Below are 16,183 nucleotides of genomic sequence, written 5' to 3'. Positions count from 1 at the left end.
AAATGCCTTTTTTTATATTTGTAAAAAAATAATTTAAATAATTAGTAGAAATAAAATTTTGTTTTAGAAGTTAAAAAAACTATGTAAAATTTAAAAATTAAAAAAGAGGCTTTCGCCTCTAAATTTTTACCATTTTTATTATTTAATCATTTCACCGATTTTTTGTTCGATAAATTCCATATAAGGAACTCCGTCGATATTAAATCCACCTGCAAAATCTGTAGCAAGACAGAAGAAGTTGATAGTTAGTACATTGTCTTCGATGTAGTAGATATCGAAATGTCCTGGGACAAATCTCACTTCGATGTTGTCATACTTATAGGTATTTTCATATTTTTTTCTAATATTTTCAAGATTCATAGTCTTTACAGGGTTAACCATGCTTCTCATGAATTCTAGATCTTCTGTCATCCACATATTGTAGTTCCAGAATCTAAGTTCTTTCTTAGTTGCACCGTTTAAGATTTCTCTATTTACGATTGCAGAGAGCACTCTTCTTACAGAATCTACTTCGAAATCATCGCCGTAAAGAGGTTTCATCTCTGGACGATTTGCAAGTTCAATCATGTAGACTTCTGCAACTTTATCTCTAGCTACCACAGATTCCCAATAGAAAAGCATCATTTCTATGACTTCTGTGTTTAATGTAATTTTATTTAACATTCCTACCTCCAATAAAATTATTTCTAAAAAATATTATACCACAACCAGAAATTCATAAAAATATTTTATTTAAAAGGTGATTAAACCTTGGGAAAATGGGAAAATTGACAAATAACTATAAATATAGTATAATACTTAATGAAATGATACTATAACTTCGAAAAATTAAGGGGGACGCCAATGAATCAGATGGAAATGATCAAAAGAGAGTTGGAGCAGTATATAGGTAAAAGAGTTATTCTAAGAGCCAATAAGGGCAGGAAGAGATTTGTAACTCGCTTTGGAGAAATAAAGGCTGTTTATCCCAGCTTATTTGTAGTCGAAGTTGAAAATGGAGATGAAATGACCACTTCTTCATATACTTATTCAGACGTTCTAACATCCACAGTAGCAGTAACTGTTATTGAAGATGAAATAGAATTTGAAGATGTTCAGATTATATAAGAAGGCTTAGCCTTCTTTTTTTTATTGAAAATTTGGAATTAATAATGGAAATCACAAAAGTAAAATCAAAATCAAAGATTAATATAGGTCTAGATGTAATTTCAAAGAGAGATGATGGCTACCACAATATAAAGACCATCATGCACGAACTGAATCTGTTTGACGAGATGGAATTTTCTACCGATGCACAAGGATTTGAAATTATATCAGATCTAAATATAAAAAAAGAGGACAATTTAATATACAAAGCTTACAGAGGATTTTGCGACTATGTTGGAGAAGATTTAAATTTAAAAGTTAGACTTAACAAACTTTTGCCAATGGGAGCAGGCATAGCTGGAGGCACATTTAACGGAGCGGAGACCATAAAATATTTAAATAAAGCCTACGGATACAATATGAAACTTGACGAGCTGATCTCTTTTTCAAAGAAAATTGGAGCAGATTTTCCATACTGTTTGACTGGCGGGAAATGTTTAGCAGAAGGCATAGGAGAAATCTTAACTCATGTAAATTATAGCGACCCTTACGTGCTTCTTATAAATCCAGGATATGAAGTCTCCACCAAGGAAGTTTACGAGAATTTAAATTTGAGTGAGAGTAGGGTTGACTTTGACAAGATATTAGAAGCTCTACAAAATAAAAATATATCGGAACTAAGTCATTACCTTAAAAATAACATGGAAGACTATGTATTTAAAAAGCATAAAGAACTTGATATAATTAAGGATAGAATGGTTAAGTTTGGTGGAGCATCCGCCATGAGTGGGTCTGGACCGACTATATTTGGGATATTCTGTGACAGAGATCTACTTATGGATGCGTACAAATATTTTAAAGATAGATATAAAAATGTCTACCTAGGTGGTAATTATGAATGAAATAATAATTTACGACGACTCCTATGGCTCTATAGAAACAATCAATAGACTAGGGGAGGAGTTTAAAAAAGAAAAATTCATATATTTTTGCGACGATTTGGCATATCCATTGGCTATGAGGAAAAATTCAGATGAAATCATAGAAGTAAGACAAGAAGAACTAACAAAGATGGATCCGAAGATAATTGCATATCCAAACCTTGGAAGGATTGTAGTCTATCCAAAATCTGAAAATAGAGTAATAAATTTAGATCTGGATGGATTTAAAAATATGACTGTATTTGGGGATTCTAAAAATTATTATGGATTTACAGATTATATAGATTCTCAATTTCTTGTAAATCAAGGGATGAATAGAAACGAATATATTTTAAAAGAACTAGTTAAAGAGTATTTAAAAGAATCTAAAGAAAAAGTATTCTTAAATAACACCACCTTATGCTTATTTAGAAAATATTTTGAAGAGTTAAAAGGCGATAGAGAAATATACTACTTAAATGATTATTTTTATGAAAAATTAGTAGAAGTGATAAAAGAAAATGAGTGGATAATCAAATTTGGAGGCAAAGTAAGCTGTTGCGTAACAGAAAACAGGCTTAAATTTGCTGAAGTATTTGAAGAGTTCACAGGCAAAAAAATCTACCCGAGTCTATACAGAGAAAGGGATTAATCCTATCGAGAGATGGGATTTTTTAAATGGAATTAGGACAAAAGGAGGACCAATGAAAATATTAGTGACAGGCTTCGATCCATTTGGAGGAGAAAAAATAAATCCTGCAATAGAAGCAGTAAAAAGACTTGAAGATGAAATCTTAGGAGCAGAGATAATAAAACTTGAGATACCAACCTCAATCTCAAAATGCGATGAAATTTTAAAAGAAAATATAGATAGGCATAGACCAGATGTAGTGGTGTCAGTAGGACAAGCAGGAGGAAGAGCAGGAATAACCGTTGAAAGAGTGGCTATAAATATCGACGACTTTGGAATAGACGACAACGATGGCAACTCACCAATAGATGAAAAAATCTGCGAAGGTCCAGATGCGTACTTGTTGACCTTGCCAATAAAAGCGATGGTTTCTAAGATAAGAGAAGCTGGAATTCCAGCATCAGTTTCAAACACTGCAGGCACATTTGTATGTAATCACGTGGCATACTTCGTGGCAAACCTTGCAGGTAGAGACTATCCTCACATGAAGACAGGATTCGTTCACATACCATACTTGCCAGAACAAGTTGCAACTAAGGAAGAAGTGGCGTCCATGAGTATCGAAAATATTGTGAAAGCACTGAGCCTAGGAATTGAAGCGATAGTAGAAAATAGAGAAGATTTAAAGATAACAGGAGGCAAAACCCACTGATGAGTTGGTTTTTTAGAAAGAAATTGGACATAAACAAAGAAATTAAAAAGTACGAAGAAACAGAAAATGCAGTCCTCATCGATGTGAGAAGAAAAGAAGAATATAAAACAGGATATATAATGGATGCAATAAATGTTCCATTAGATGAAATAGAAAGAGTTGTGGATATCATAAAGGATAAGGATACACCAGTCTTTGCATACTGCCTCGGCGGAGTGAGAAGCAGAATGGCACTAGAAAAGATGGCAAAGATGGGATATACCAATCTTACCAATATCGGCGGCACCAAGGATTATAAGGGAAAGTTTAATAAGTAAAATGAAAGGTGGAGTATTATTTATGCTCTGCCTTTTTTGTTTTGATGAAGTCTAAAGAAATATATAAATTTGTAGCGGAAGCAATCTGCTTCCATAAACTTTGGTACTAAATTATTTTTAATCAGTCAAAATCCGTACAACTATCATTCCTACTATTTTATTCTTGTAGCGGAAGCATTTTGCTTCCACAGCCGATAGGCTATTTTAAACATAGAAAGTAATTAACACCAATCGAGCAACAATCCACCCAACTACCATCACCCTTACTTGACCACACTAGGTTTATACCAGTTCGAAGCCCTAGCCGAAATCTTTGATTTCGTAGCAGGTCTCGTGCAAAGAGTTCCAAAGAAGCCAAGCAATGCGAAGACTGATTTGTTGAACTCGACTGCCTCTCAGGGTGACTGTATCCTTTGGATTTTCTTTTTAGTATTGATGTGAGGATGACTGTAGTTAGGTTATTCTATAAAAAAGGTAGTGGACCTTGTAAAGTACACTACCTTTTCTAATTTAATTTAATTTTAATTTTATCTTTGTAATGGCATGATTTCACCGAATAATTCTTTGTGTTCCATGATTTTTTCTTCGTTTCCGATTACACAGATATATTCTTTTTCCATTACTTTTTCTACTACTTCTGCGTAGTTTTTCAAATCTTCTAAGGTTGTTTTTAGACATTCTTCTTTGTTCTTTGCAACTTCTTCTTCTGTTAGGTCTGTAATATATCTTGACATTGCTAGTTCGCCTTTATCCTGTGGTGATAGGTTTGGATCGAAGGTGTTGATTGAACCGATGATTGCGTCCTTTAGTTCCTTATCTGTTAGTTTAAGATTTTTTAGATATTCTGGAATTTTATCGTAAACTTTTAATGTGTTTGTGATATGTGGATCTCTATATGAGGTTGCTACCATATCTCCATCTTGGTTTACTAGTAGTCCTTGTCCGTAAGCACCGCCCTTTGCACGAATTTCTGTGTAGAGGTAGTCGGAGCCTACTAGGTTTTTAACTACTGCGATATTTCCGTTGTATTCTTTTCCAACTTTATTGTAGGAGTAACCTTTTGCAACGTAGTTTACATTTGCTGATGATGTGTAGGCTACGTTTCTTGGATTTTCTTTGAATTCAAATGGACTTAGTACCACTTCTTCGTCGATTAAATGGTCGATGAATTTCTTTACTTCAGAAATATTATCCATGTAGTTTTCTTCTTGGGTCACACTTACTACCATGCCACGTCTGTTGAACATCTTAGATGCAAATTCTTTTAATTTTGCTATTAATGTGTCCACTTCTGCGTCAAAGTTTTCGATAAAGTCGAATAGTCTATTGTAGAAGATAAATCCACCTATTACTTCTTGGTAGTAGGAATCTTTTGAGTAGTAGGATTTAACTACATTTGCTGCGGCGATATGTCCCATTTGGATGACACGACTGTCCATGTCGCTTTTGAGTTCAAGTAGAATATCTTTTATTCTCTTCTTGTTTTCAAATTTAGTTCTAAATAGTACTTCTTCTAGAATTTCAAATGATTTTTCCACCTTGTCTGATAGAATTCGCATGGTTACTTTAAATTTAGGCATCATTTCCTTTGTCTTGCTGTGGGTTAGTACGATGGACTTGGAATTGATTCCGCCAGTGTTCATGTTGATTATATTATCCAGTTCTTGGTAACTATAATTTTCTGTATTTAGTTTGGTTAAGAATGCATCTAGTAGTGAATAGTAGAATAGATCTTCTTCTTTTACAAAGGAACTGTCAAACATAAAGTTTAAGAATGTTATTCCATTTGTAGGTTGGTCGATCTTTAAAATTTCAGAGTTTTTATATTCTTCTACTGAAAATTCTGTATGTTCGATCTCTGGTTTTATATCGGTAAGCTCTAGTGTTGGTAAAGTTGCCTTGTCTTCATCAGAGTCTTCCTTGCTTAAGAATTCATTGAAATCTTTGGTATCTTCGATTAGTTTTTCGATTTCTTCGTCACTAAGTGATGCTTTGTATGCGCTTAGTTTATCCTTTAGTTCCTTGGCTTCTTTTTCATTCTTAGTTGCTGATGGAGTAGCAACCATAACTACAGAGTCTTCGTTATTTAGGAATTTTTCTTCTATATATTTTTCGAAATAGTCGGTGTCTATTTTATCTCTTATGAAATTAATAGTCTTTGAGAAATCTAGACCTTCGAAAGGTGTCTTACCGTAGTGCCAGTTGGACATTGCCCAGATAAATCTGTAGATCTGTGCGTTTGCTCCGCCACCTTCTCTTATACCAAATTCAACTTTGTTTAGAGTTGCTCTTAGTAGATCCTTGTCGATTCCATTTTTAACTAGATCTCTAAGTGTGCTTTCGACGGTTTCTACGAATTCATCTTTTCTATCGCGAGATGTATACTTAGAGAAGATATTGAAATCTAAAACTAGTCCTTCTTGGGTGATAGCATATACATCTTCACCGAGACCTTTGGCAACTAATGCTTCTTTAACTGGAGCCGCTTCTGAATCTATAAGAAGTTCGCTCATGAAGTTTGCCATGAATGAATCGATTTTGTCGTCGTATCTTCCAAGATTGTATCCGATTGCCAAGTAGTCTTTGTTCTTTTCTTCCTTAGCAGCTGCGTATTCATAGTTGAATTCTTCTCTCTTAGTTCTAGCTGGAGGAAGAATTATTTCTGAATCCACATCGAGATAGTCGAACTTAGATAAGAAATCTCTGTCGATAGTTTCTAAAGCTTCTTCCATGTCAAGATTTCCAGAAATGTAGATATATGAATTAGATGGATGGTAGTATTTTCTATGGAAATCTAGAAATTCTTCGTAGCTTAAATCAGGAATATTCTTTGGATTACCACCTGAATCTATGCCGTAGGTAGAATTTTCAAGAAGTTTAAGTCTTATTCCATCGTAGATTTGTTCGTCTTCAGATGAGTAGGCACCCTTCATTTCGTTGTAGACGATACCATTAATAGTTATGTCGTCTTCTTTGTTAAGAAGTTCGTAGTGCCAGCCTTCTCTTAGGAAAATATTTTTGCTCTTATAGATTCCTGGGAAAAGGACAGAAGTCATATATACGTCTAAAAGATTATAGAAATCTTTTTTATTTTTTGATGAGAAAGGATAGATGGTTTTATCACAGAATGTCATCGCATTTAAAAATGTTGCCACAGAAGTTTTGATTAGGTCAAAAAAAGGTTCCTTGGTGGTATATTTTTCGTTGGTTCCAAGGACACTGTGTTCAAGTATGTGGGCAACACCTGTGGAATCTTTAGGTGGAGTTTTAAATCCGATTCCAAATGCCAAGTTATCCATATCATTTTCAAGAGTTACTACTCTTGCCTTAGTCTTTTCATGTTCATATAGACTTACTTCTGAATGGATATCTTCAATATATTTTTTTTCGATTAATTTGTAATTTTTCATATTGCCTCCTTGCTACAATTATAACATACAGGGTAATTATTGTCTTTAATACAAATTTTCAATATGCTACAATGTACTTGGAGGATAACTATGGAATCTAATGTAAAAATATCTTTTATAGATGCGGATAGCCCTGTAAATTTAAAGATGCAAAAGATTACTATCAAAGGCACTACATACTACTACATGGACTACGACAAATCTACCTACGAGATAATCAAAAATTTGAAGAAGGCTCTCGTAACTTCTTACGAAGATGGAAGAGAAAAGTTTGAAGCAAAGGACGCAAAATTTGTAAATTTGGATGAGGCTTTGAATAAAAAAGTCATAGCAATTGAATTAGAAGGTGAAAAATGATTAACAAACTATACGAAAAATTAAAAGAAACAGATTTAGACACTCTTTTAATAACAGACGGAGTGGCTATAGATTACCTAACTGGCATTGAAATAGATCCAGGTGAAAGGATGTATGTCCTAGTTATAAAAGATAATAGTGCAAAACTATTTTTATCCAAACTATTTAATGTGGACGGAAATAAATATGTAGAACCAATCTACTTCTTGGATACAGACGATTACGTAGGCATGCTTAAGAATGAAATCAAAGATTCTAAAAAAATCGGCGTAGATAAATTTATGGATGCTAGATTTCTACTTCCAATTATGGATGGAAAAAAGGAATTCGTCGTTGCATCTAATCTAATAGATGATATAAGAGCGATAAAAGATGCAGAAGAAGTGAAACTTATGGCAGAAGCATCAAGATTAAACGACCTTGCCATGGGTAGAATGGAAGAATTTCTAAAAGAAGACTACACAGAAATGGAAATGAGAGAACTTCTTCTAAAGACATATAAAGATTTAGGATCAGAAGGATTTTCCTTCGAACCAATCGTAGGATATGGAAAAGCTTCATGGGATCCACATCATGTTACAGATGACAGCAGGAAAAAGGCAGGGGACTCCATAGTTGTAGACATCGAATGTATCAAAGATGGATACTGTTCAGACATGACAAGGACATTCTTCTACAAGGAAGCTTCCGAAGAAGCAAAGAAGATTTACGAAACTGTAAAGCTTGCCAATGAAACAGCAATCAAAAAGGTTGCTCCTGGAGTAAAATTAAAAGACGTGGACAGAGCAGCTAGAAAGATAATAGAAGACGCAGGCTACGGAGAATACTTCACCCACAGAACAGGACACTTCATCGGAAGAGAAGTCCACGAAGCGGGAGATGTATCTCAAAACAACGAAAACATTTGTAGAGTTGGAAACATATTTTCAATAGAACCAGGAATCTATGTACCTGGAGTATGTGGAGTTAGGATTGAAGACTTGGTAGTAGTTACAGAAGACGGATGTCAAGTCTTAAACAAATATCCAAAGGACTTTAAAATCATAAAATAAAAATGGGAAAGATAATATCTAAGAAGAAAAAAGAGAATTTAAAAAAGAAATACGAAGAATGGGCGAAAATCCTATCTAAAAAGTACAAGGACAGACCAATGATACTGATCATCGTCCTTGTACTGATCCAACTCGCGTTATTATTTGTAATCTACACCAAGTTCAAATCATATCTAAAATATTTTACGCCGGCTATGACCATAATAACCATAGCGATGATAACACACATCATCGATAAGGACATGAACCCAGCATTTAAAATATCATGGATGGCACCGATATCTGTGTTTCCAGCATTTGGAACCATGCTATATCTATTCCTTCACACATTTCCAGGAAACAAACTTGGAATAAATTCACTAAAAGAAAACATAAAGAAGACGAAGCCATACCTATTTCAAAACAAGGACCATCTAGGTGAGATGGAAGAATATGCCAGCGAGTTCAAAGGCTTAGCAGACTATGTTCACAAAATGGGACCATATCCAGTGTACAAAAACACAAAAGTGGATTACTACGAAGATACTGTTGAAGGATTCGAAGCATTATTTTCTGCCATGAGACAGGCGAAGGAATTTATATTTGCAGAATATTTTATTCTAAAACCAGGCAAAATCTTAGATGAATTTGTAAGCATCTTGGAAGAAAAGGTAAAAGAAGGGGTGGAAGTCAGATTTATGTTTGACGCCATCAGTATGTTTAACCTTCCAAAGAACTTTGAAGAAGAACTAAAGAGCAAAGGAATAAAGGTAAAGATATTTGCACCGGTATCACCATTTCTTTCAACCTATCAAAACAACAGAGACCATAGAAAAGTGCTTGTCATAGACAACGATTTGGCTTTCTCCGGCGGAGTTAACCTAGCGGATGAATATGCAAACCTAATCGAAGTATACGGACACTGGAAGGACAATGTCATACGCATACGGGGCGAAGCAGTTAAGAGCATGACTGCAATATTTCTTCAAATGTGGAATATATTTGCAGACGGAAAAGAAGATTATGACAAATATCTAGCACCAAGGGACGGATTCTTTCCAAACAGTGACGAGTACGTCATACCATACGCAGACGCACCGGGAGATGGAGAATCCCTTGCTAAGAATGTGTACCTCTACATGAGCTACGAAGCGAAAAAATATATACATATCATGACCCCTTACCTTGTCCTCGATAACGAAGTGTTAACAGCATTAACATTTGCGGCGAAGAGGGGAATCGATGTTAAGATTATCATGCCACACATTCCAGACAAGAAGATACCATTTGCAGTAGCAAGATCCTACTACAAGGATTTAATACCAGAAGGAGTAAAAATCTATGAATACACACCGGGATTTGTCCATTCAAAAGTGGTAATAATAGACGGAGAAGCAACCACAGTCTCAACAGTTAACATGGACTTCAGATCCATGTATCTAAACTTTGAAAACGGAATATTTATCCATGGAAAAGAAACCACAGAAAGCGTAGAAGAAGACTTTCAAAACACATTGTCAGTAAGCCAAAGGATCGATATAGAATACTACCAATCATTTCCAAGAAAATATAGATTTTTCGGCGCATTTATGAGAATATTTGGCCCGTTAATGTAAAAGAAAATAAATAAAATTTTAACTCATGCTAATGGATTAGAAATAATAGATAGCTTAGAAGCACTTAACATAGTTAGGTGCTTTTTGATTAAAAGTTTACTAAGATTAGTAAAGAAAAAATATCTAAATATCAACTTTAAGAACGTATTCATTTGGGTGTCTTCGGCTGTGGAACCTAGATTTCCGCTACGAGTGTGAATATAAATTGTTATTGTCACACGCCTAACGGCTGAGGAAAGACAATTTAGAATTGAGATTAATGAAATCAGCTTGATTCCGCTACAATTTGCTCGCTCATGGTCAACGCGGTTGATAAAATTTTCCACTCAGGGTAACGACACTCCTCAGGTCATATCTATGGAGAAACGAAGATTCTACTTACAGAAAAATATTGATAATTATTAAGATTATTTTTTTGTTTTTGATTTCGTATTGAAACTTTGGGTATTTACTAATATATTTAATGTATGGAGGTTGAAATGAAAGATTTTTGGTCTTATGACGTTAATGATATTTTAAATAGTTTAAATACAAGCTCTGATGGTCTATCTAATAAAGAGGCAGAGGATAGGATAGATAAGTTCGGTGAAAATATTTTTGAAGAGAAGAAATCTACTTCGAAGTTTATGATTTTTATTAATCAATTTAAAAATCCTATTACTATGATTCTTATTTTTGCGGCAATTCTTTCTATTTTCCTTAAGGATTATTCTGATGGAATTATTATTTTAATCATCATTATGATTTCTGCTTTTTTAAGTTATAGACATGAAAGCAAGGCTAGTGATGCGGTTAAGAAGCTACTGTCTTCTGTTAGTGTTACGTCTGCTGTCTTAAGGGACGGGAAGTTTCAAGAGATAGAAAATTCTAAGTTGACTGTTGGCGATATTATCAGTGTAAAGACTGGGGATATGATACCTGCGGACTGCCTTCTTTTAGATGTAAATTCTCTTTCTACTGATGAGTCGAGTTTGACAGGGGAGACTTTTCCTGTTGAAAAAATACTTGGAAAAATTCCTGCAAACACTGTTTTATCTCAAAGAAATAATTCTCTTTGGATGGGTACCCATGTCATCAGCGGCTCAGGAAAAGCTGTGATTGTTAATCTTGCAAAAGATTCTGAGTTTGGGAAGATTACTTCTTCTCTAAGCAGGAAGGATTCTGATACAGATTTTGAAAAGGGCATAAAAGATTTTGGGAATTTAATTCTTCATGTGACGACGATTTTAATTGGTTTAATTTTTATTTTTAACATAGTTCTAAATAAACCTTTTTTAGAATCTTTTATGTTTGCTTTGGCACTTTCAGTTGGGCTTACTCCTCAGATGCTGCCTGCTATTATAAGTGTCAATCTTTCTCAAGGTGCTAAGAGGATGTCGGAACAAGGTGTAATTGTAAAGAAGTTAAATGCTATCGAAAATTTCGGTTCCATGACGATTATGTGCTCTGACAAGACAGGAACCATCACCAAGGGAAAGGTGAAACTCGATTCTGCTATTGATTATGCAGGTGAGAAGTCAGATAATTTAAAGACTCTTTCTATGATTAATTCATATTTTCAAGAGGGCTATAAAAATCCGATTGACGAAGCTATTTTAGAAGGGTGCACAAAAGATTTTTCTAGTTATAAAAAATTATTTGAAATTCCTTACTCTTTTGAAAATAAACTTTTAACTGTAGTTGTGAAGACTGACAGTGAGTTTTTAAATAAAAATATGATGATCACAAAAGGTGCATTGGAAAGCATAATAAAAGTCTGCGACAGATACGAGAAGTCAGATGGGAGTACTGGAAGCTTAGATGAAGTTAAGTCTCAGATTTTTAATCTCTTTGACAATTATTCCAGTAAGGGTTTCAGAGTGCTTGGCCTTGCATACAAAAATATTGAAGGTACGGATTTTAAAAATGAAAAAGCGCAAAATTTGATCTTCAAGGGGCTACTTCTATTTATAGATCCGCTTAAAGATAATATAAAAGATGTTATTGAGAGAATGAATAATCTCGGCGTTGCCCTTAAGATGATTACCGGTGATAATCGTTTGATTGCGAAAAATATTGGAAGTCAAATTGGTCTTGATCCTGAGAAAATCATGGTTGGAGAAGAGCTCGATTCCTATTCTCTAAGTCAACTTAACAAGAAAGTACTTCACATAGATATTTTTGCAGAGATAAGTCCAAATCAAAAAGAAAAAATAATCCTTGCATATAAACAAAGGGGCGAAATAGTCGGCTACATGGGCGATGGAATCAACGATTCTCCTGCGATAAAACAGGCGGATGTCGGGATTTCTGTAGATACTGCGGCTGACACTGCAAAAGATGCTGCGTCAATAGTGTTACTTAAAAATAGTTTAGAAGTTTTAGTCTCAGGGATAAAGGAAGGCAGAAGAACTTTTATAAACACTTTGAAGTATATTTTTGTAGCAACCAGTGCAAATTTTGGAAATATGTTTTCGATGGCAGGTGCAAGTTTATTTTTAAAATTCCTTCCACTACTTCCAAAACAGATTCTACTTACAAACCTACTCACAGATTTTCCATCCCTTCAAATCGCATCCGACTCAGTGGATGAGGATTGGTTAAAGAAACCGGTTAAATGGGATATGAAATTCATAAAAAGATTTATGATTATTTTTGGAATAACTTCTTCTGTGTTTGACTACATTACTTTTGCGGTGCTACTATTATTGTTTAACGCCGACGAAAAATTCTTCCAAACTGGATGGATGTTGGAGTCAGTCATTTCCGCTGTGGTGGTTATGCTAATAGTTAGAACGGCAAGACCATTCTTAAAGAGCAAACCAAGCAAAAAACTTCTCCTTGCAATAGTTGGAATTGTAATTTTGCTAATTGCCATAGCATATAGTTCAATGAATGTATATTTAGGACTCATTTCACTACCATTTAAAGCATTTGCATCGTTACTTGCGATTTCATTTGTATATGCGGTAACTGCAGAACTATTAAAGAAAAATTTTTATAGACACAATTCATTTTCAAGAAAATAAATAAAAGATTTTTGATTTTATTTAAAAATGAGAGTCATTCAACAGTCCATAAGAAGTTTTGAGCCTAGATAAATTGCTTAAATCTTTATAAGACTCAAAATTTAAAATAAAAAATTTATGAAACCGTAGTGAAATTGCTACGGTTTTTATTGTAAAATTTTAAATTTAATTGTATTATTAAATCTACTTATTTTTTCGAGGAGATTTTATGGATTTAAATAGACGTTTTAATAGAGAAAATTTAAAGAAATTTCAGATTTTAAATGGAGCGCAGCTCAAGTACATTGCATTTCTTTCAATGCTAATAGACCATGTAAACAACGGGATAGTTACACCGCTTTTAGATGGCAAGGGTCCGCTTCTATACATTTCAAATATATTTTCGATTCTAGGAAGGATTGCCTTTCCAATATTTATATTCTTCGTTGTGGAAGGATTCTTTAGGACCAAGAGTAGGAAAAAATATCTTATAAACTTAATTTTATTTGGAATTATTGCAGAAGTGCCCTTCGATATGTTCACTTCAAAAGTATTTTACAATCCAAATTGGAACAATATGATGTTTACCTTGAGCTTATGTCTTGTGACGGTTTGGATAATCGATGAGCTTAAAGGGAAAATAAAAGATAAATATCTTTGGTATGGAATTTCCATTGTAATCGTCATGGCGTTTGGACTTCTTTCTATGTTACTTAGCCTTGACTACGATTACCATGCAATTATCCTTGCCTATGTGTTCTATATTTTTTACGATAGACCCGCTCTTGGTGCTGCTGTTGGATATATTTCTATAATCAAGGAGTTATATTCATTCTTAGGTTTTGCCATGACCATAACTTACAATGGCAAGAGGGGCAAACAGTACAAATGGTTTAACTATCTCTTCTATCCAGTTCATCTTTTAATACTTGGGATTATTCGCTTTTATTTTAATCTCTAAATGCCGCAGTTATCTGCGGTTTTTTTATGCCTAAAATTTGCAGTAATTACTCATGAGATTTGATTTTAATATATTTACAATTAAATTAAATCGAAAGGAGTTATTATGAAAAATATTATAAAGATAAAAAATTTAACCAAGAATTTTAAAGAAAAGAGTTTGTTCAATGATTTTTCATTGGAGATTGAAGAAAACTCTGTCCATGCATTGGTAGGTCCAAACGGATCTGGTAAGACTTCGCTACTTAGGATAATGACAGGTCTTTATAAGAAAAATTCTGGAGAAGTGGTGGTGGGTGGAAGCTATGGAATGCTCCTAGAAAATGACTATCTTTATGAAGATAAAACTGGTTTTGAAAATATAAAGTTGTACGGACTTTATTTCGGATTTGAAGCCAAGGGCTTTGAAAAATATTCGGACCTACTTGAAATTACTGGAGATTTAGATAGAAAGGTGTCAACTTATTCGAAGGGTATGAAGCGTAAACTATCTCTAATTATAATAACTATGATGAATAGAGAAATTATATTCCTAGACGAGGTTACAAGCGGTGTGGATCCTATTTCTCGAGTGGAAATCAGAAAGCTTATTAAACTTCTAAAAGACGAAGGTAAGACGATCATAATCACAAGTCACGACCTTTCAGAAATTGAAAAAGTGGCGGACAGAGTCTCCATGATTAAGGGTGGCAAGCTTCTATTTACAAAAAATATTTCTGATATAAATGGAGAGAGCCTAGAAGATATATTTTTAGAAGAAGGTGCAAAATGAAAAATAAAATGAATTTAAACAGAGCTTGCAGGTACTACTTGCTAAGGGACATGGACGTAGTATTAAGTATCATCGGATTTGTACTATTTATTATTGGATTTAATTACTTGCTCTACAGAGGTGTGTTTAATTCTAGGGGAGATGGATTTATAATTTTGGTTACATACACCATGATGATTGGATTTTATATGATACTATCCAATTCGATGGTGGTGAACCTAACTGTTAAGGATAAACTTAATAAGAGGATAGAATTTGTCCTTGCATCGGGAGTTAGCATAAAGGATTTGGTAAAAGCATACGCAATAGAAATGTGGCGAATATCGTCCATAGCACCTTTTTTATTATTCTATTCAACCTACGTGCTCTATGATTTTAAAGTTGATTTTAAATATATCGGGGCAATATTTGTGACTATGATACTTATGCTCTACTTCGTGGTTCTCTCCTTAAATATATTCAGTCTATATAGAAAGAATTTTAAATTTTTTAAAAATTTGTTATTCTTCTTTACGACCTTTATGATCTACATGGTTGGAAATTTTTCTGATGAAATTTTAAATTTTCTAAATAGATTTGGAATAGATGTTGTATGTTTAATAATTTCTGTTAATTTTGTATTACTCTTTGGATTTGCAGGATTCTCTATTATTAGTCTTAGAAGAATGAGCAATGAATCAGTCATCACAAGGGAGGGAACATGGTCATAGATTTAACTAAAGAAGATTTAAAGAGAATTTTGGATAAGAATGCAATCTTCATGAGCATTTTGGCTGTAATATTTAATTATACAGCTATATTTTTCGGCGCAGGAAGCGAAACTAATAATGGATTTGGTTCTATCTTTAGAGTAGAGGGAATTGTTATAATATTTTTAATATACGCACTAGAATTTGCAAAGGTAACTTTGACTATGGATAAAATTACAAAGAAGATTGAGTTTCTACTTGCAAATGGAGTAAAAGCTGGTTTAATCATCGCAAAATATATTCTAAGTCTCTACTTTGCAACATTTATTGTACTTATACCAACAATCATAATTACTTTTATAAATTTTAGAATCGAATTTATTTTAATTTTAAACTTGGTTTTTAGTAGTATTCTGTTCACGATTTTAATAGTCTATTTAATTCTCTTCACAAGAAATATGAATCGGGTAAATGGTCTGCAAATTGCCATGATTATTTTTTCTATTATCATTAATTTAATCGCCATAGAAGTGTATATGCTTACGAATATGGTAGAATTATATTTAGCAGTTAAGATATGTATTCTCATGATATGCATCGGATATTTATCATTTAAAACGAGTGGAGAAAGGATTGTAGTTAGCTACTATTGACATGTATAAAAGATTAATTAGAATTTTAACTTTTCACATTTT

General features: G+C 33.6%; 15 protein-coding genes. 13 read left to right on the top strand and 2 right to left on the bottom strand.

Features of this window, described 5'->3' with window-relative positions; translation table 11 throughout:
* Positions 1-138: 138 nt before the first annotated feature.
* Complete coding sequence (locus tag HMPREF1252_RS08380; protein ID WP_023060187.1) at positions 139-663, bottom strand: hypothetical protein; 525 nt, start codon at positions 661-663, stop codon at positions 139-141.
* A 180-nt stretch (positions 664-843) separates the two neighbouring features.
* On the opposite strand from HMPREF1252_RS08380, the gene HMPREF1252_RS08375 reads away from it, so the two are divergent.
* Genes HMPREF1252_RS08375 through HMPREF1252_RS08355 form a run of 5 tightly spaced genes read left to right on the top strand, consistent with a single transcriptional unit; the run spans position 844 to position 3,666 of the window.
* Positions 844-1,107 carry a Veg family protein gene (locus tag HMPREF1252_RS08375; RefSeq protein ID WP_023060198.1) on the top strand — a complete coding sequence of 88 codons (264 nt, stop codon included), beginning with the start codon at positions 844-846 and terminating at the stop codon, positions 1,105-1,107.
* Positions 1,108-1,151: 44 nt separating this feature from the next.
* Positions 1,152-1,988: a 4-(cytidine 5'-diphospho)-2-C-methyl-D-erythritol kinase gene (ispE, locus tag HMPREF1252_RS08370; RefSeq protein ID WP_023060223.1), complete on the top strand. Its 837-nt coding sequence runs from the start codon at positions 1,152-1,154 to the stop codon at positions 1,986-1,988.
* Positions 1,981-2,658 carry a hypothetical protein gene (locus HMPREF1252_RS08365; protein WP_023060150.1) on the top strand — a complete coding sequence of 226 codons (678 nt, stop codon included), beginning with the start codon at positions 1,981-1,983 and terminating at the stop codon, positions 2,656-2,658. Before ispE ends, HMPREF1252_RS08365 begins: the two co-directional genes overlap by 8 nt.
* Positions 2,659-2,710: 52 nt before the next feature.
* Complete coding sequence (gene pcp, locus HMPREF1252_RS08360) at positions 2,711-3,349, top strand: pyroglutamyl-peptidase I (protein ID WP_023060201.1); 639 nt, start codon at positions 2,711-2,713, stop codon at positions 3,347-3,349.
* The gene (locus tag HMPREF1252_RS08355; protein WP_023060154.1) at positions 3,349-3,666 is read left to right on the top strand and encodes a rhodanese-like domain-containing protein; all 318 of its coding nucleotides are present in this window, start codon (positions 3,349-3,351) and stop codon (positions 3,664-3,666) included. The genes pcp and HMPREF1252_RS08355 overlap by 1 nt, the downstream gene beginning before the upstream one ends.
* Before the next feature lie 527 nt (positions 3,667-4,193).
* Here the strand turns inward: HMPREF1252_RS08355 and HMPREF1252_RS08350 are convergent.
* Positions 4,194-7,076 (bottom strand): insulinase family protein, encoded by a 2,883-nt coding sequence (locus HMPREF1252_RS08350; RefSeq protein ID WP_023060182.1) that lies wholly within the window; start codon positions 7,074-7,076, stop codon positions 4,194-4,196.
* Positions 7,077-7,166: 90 nt separating this feature from the next.
* Between HMPREF1252_RS08350 and HMPREF1252_RS08345 the strand changes: the two genes are divergently transcribed.
* From HMPREF1252_RS08345 to HMPREF1252_RS08310, 8 genes are all read left to right on the top strand, one after another.
* Positions 7,167-7,433 carry a hypothetical protein gene (locus tag HMPREF1252_RS08345; RefSeq protein ID WP_023060162.1) on the top strand — a complete coding sequence of 89 codons (267 nt, stop codon included), beginning with the start codon at positions 7,167-7,169 and terminating at the stop codon, positions 7,431-7,433.
* The gene (locus tag HMPREF1252_RS08340; RefSeq protein ID WP_023060227.1) at positions 7,430-8,485 is read left to right on the top strand and encodes a Xaa-Pro peptidase family protein; all 1,056 of its coding nucleotides are present in this window, start codon (positions 7,430-7,432) and stop codon (positions 8,483-8,485) included. The genes HMPREF1252_RS08345 and HMPREF1252_RS08340 overlap by 4 nt, the downstream gene beginning before the upstream one ends.
* 2 nt (positions 8,486-8,487) lie before the next feature.
* Positions 8,488-10,080: a cardiolipin synthase gene (gene cls / locus HMPREF1252_RS08335; RefSeq protein ID WP_023060140.1), complete on the top strand. Its 1,593-nt coding sequence runs from the start codon at positions 8,488-8,490 to the stop codon at positions 10,078-10,080.
* Between the two features lie 479 nt (positions 10,081-10,559).
* Positions 10,560-13,088: a magnesium-translocating P-type ATPase gene (gene mgtA, locus HMPREF1252_RS08330; RefSeq protein ID WP_023060143.1), complete on the top strand. Its 2,529-nt coding sequence runs from the start codon at positions 10,560-10,562 to the stop codon at positions 13,086-13,088.
* Positions 13,089-13,296: 208 nt separating this feature from the next.
* Positions 13,297-14,028 carry a TraX family protein gene (locus HMPREF1252_RS08325; RefSeq protein ID WP_023060188.1) on the top strand — a complete coding sequence of 244 codons (732 nt, stop codon included), beginning with the start codon at positions 13,297-13,299 and terminating at the stop codon, positions 14,026-14,028.
* Positions 14,029-14,133: 105 nt separating this feature from the next.
* Positions 14,134-14,799 (top strand): ABC transporter ATP-binding protein, encoded by a 666-nt coding sequence (locus HMPREF1252_RS08320; protein ID WP_023060131.1) that lies wholly within the window; start codon positions 14,134-14,136, stop codon positions 14,797-14,799.
* Entirely contained in the window at positions 14,796-15,509 is a 714-nt protein-coding gene (locus HMPREF1252_RS08315) for a hypothetical protein (RefSeq protein ID WP_023060095.1), read from the top strand. Before HMPREF1252_RS08320 ends, HMPREF1252_RS08315 begins: the two co-directional genes overlap by 4 nt.
* Positions 15,500-16,141 carry a hypothetical protein gene (locus tag HMPREF1252_RS08310; RefSeq protein ID WP_023060155.1) on the top strand — a complete coding sequence of 214 codons (642 nt, stop codon included), beginning with the start codon at positions 15,500-15,502 and terminating at the stop codon, positions 16,139-16,141. Before HMPREF1252_RS08315 ends, HMPREF1252_RS08310 begins: the two co-directional genes overlap by 10 nt.
* Positions 16,142-16,183: the final 42 nt, after the last annotated feature.

The sequence above is a fragment of the Peptoniphilus sp. BV3AC2 genome, from assembly GCF_000478945.1.
Lineage (GTDB): Bacteria > Bacillota > Clostridia > Tissierellales > Peptoniphilaceae > Peptoniphilus_B > Peptoniphilus_B duerdenii.
The sequence above is the reverse complement of the archived record's forward strand: the minus strand, read 5'-3'. Positions and strand labels throughout refer to the sequence as shown.

Excerpts from the sequence above, each read along its gene's own strand:
- HMPREF1252_RS08380 (WP_023060187.1), bottom strand. The coding sequence starts at position 663 with ATGTTAAATAAAATTACATTAAACACAGAAGTCATAGAAATGATGCTT.
- HMPREF1252_RS08375 (WP_023060198.1), top strand. The coding sequence starts at position 844 with ATGAATCAGATGGAAATGATCAAAAGAGAGTTGGAGCAGTATATAGGT.
- ispE (WP_023060223.1), top strand. The coding sequence starts at position 1,152 with ATGGAAATCACAAAAGTAAAATCAAAATCAAAGATTAATATAGGTCTA.
- HMPREF1252_RS08365 (WP_023060150.1), top strand. The coding sequence starts at position 1,981 with ATGAATGAAATAATAATTTACGACGACTCCTATGGCTCTATAGAAACA.
- pcp (WP_023060201.1), top strand. The coding sequence starts at position 2,711 with ATGAAAATATTAGTGACAGGCTTCGATCCATTTGGAGGAGAAAAAATA.
- HMPREF1252_RS08355 (WP_023060154.1), top strand. The coding sequence starts at position 3,349 with ATGAGTTGGTTTTTTAGAAAGAAATTGGACATAAACAAAGAAATTAAA.
- HMPREF1252_RS08350 (WP_023060182.1), bottom strand. The coding sequence starts at position 7,076 with ATGAAAAATTACAAATTAATCGAAAAAAAATATATTGAAGATATCCAT.
- HMPREF1252_RS08345 (WP_023060162.1), top strand. The coding sequence starts at position 7,167 with ATGGAATCTAATGTAAAAATATCTTTTATAGATGCGGATAGCCCTGTA.
- HMPREF1252_RS08340 (WP_023060227.1), top strand. The coding sequence starts at position 7,430 with ATGATTAACAAACTATACGAAAAATTAAAAGAAACAGATTTAGACACT.
- cls (WP_023060140.1), top strand. The coding sequence starts at position 8,488 with ATGGGAAAGATAATATCTAAGAAGAAAAAAGAGAATTTAAAAAAGAAA.
- mgtA (WP_023060143.1), top strand. The coding sequence starts at position 10,560 with ATGAAAGATTTTTGGTCTTATGACGTTAATGATATTTTAAATAGTTTA.
- HMPREF1252_RS08325 (WP_023060188.1), top strand. The coding sequence starts at position 13,297 with ATGGATTTAAATAGACGTTTTAATAGAGAAAATTTAAAGAAATTTCAG.
- HMPREF1252_RS08320 (WP_023060131.1), top strand. The coding sequence starts at position 14,134 with ATGAAAAATATTATAAAGATAAAAAATTTAACCAAGAATTTTAAAGAA.
- HMPREF1252_RS08315 (WP_023060095.1), top strand. The coding sequence starts at position 14,796 with ATGAAAAATAAAATGAATTTAAACAGAGCTTGCAGGTACTACTTGCTA.
- HMPREF1252_RS08310 (WP_023060155.1), top strand. The coding sequence starts at position 15,500 with ATGGTCATAGATTTAACTAAAGAAGATTTAAAGAGAATTTTGGATAAG.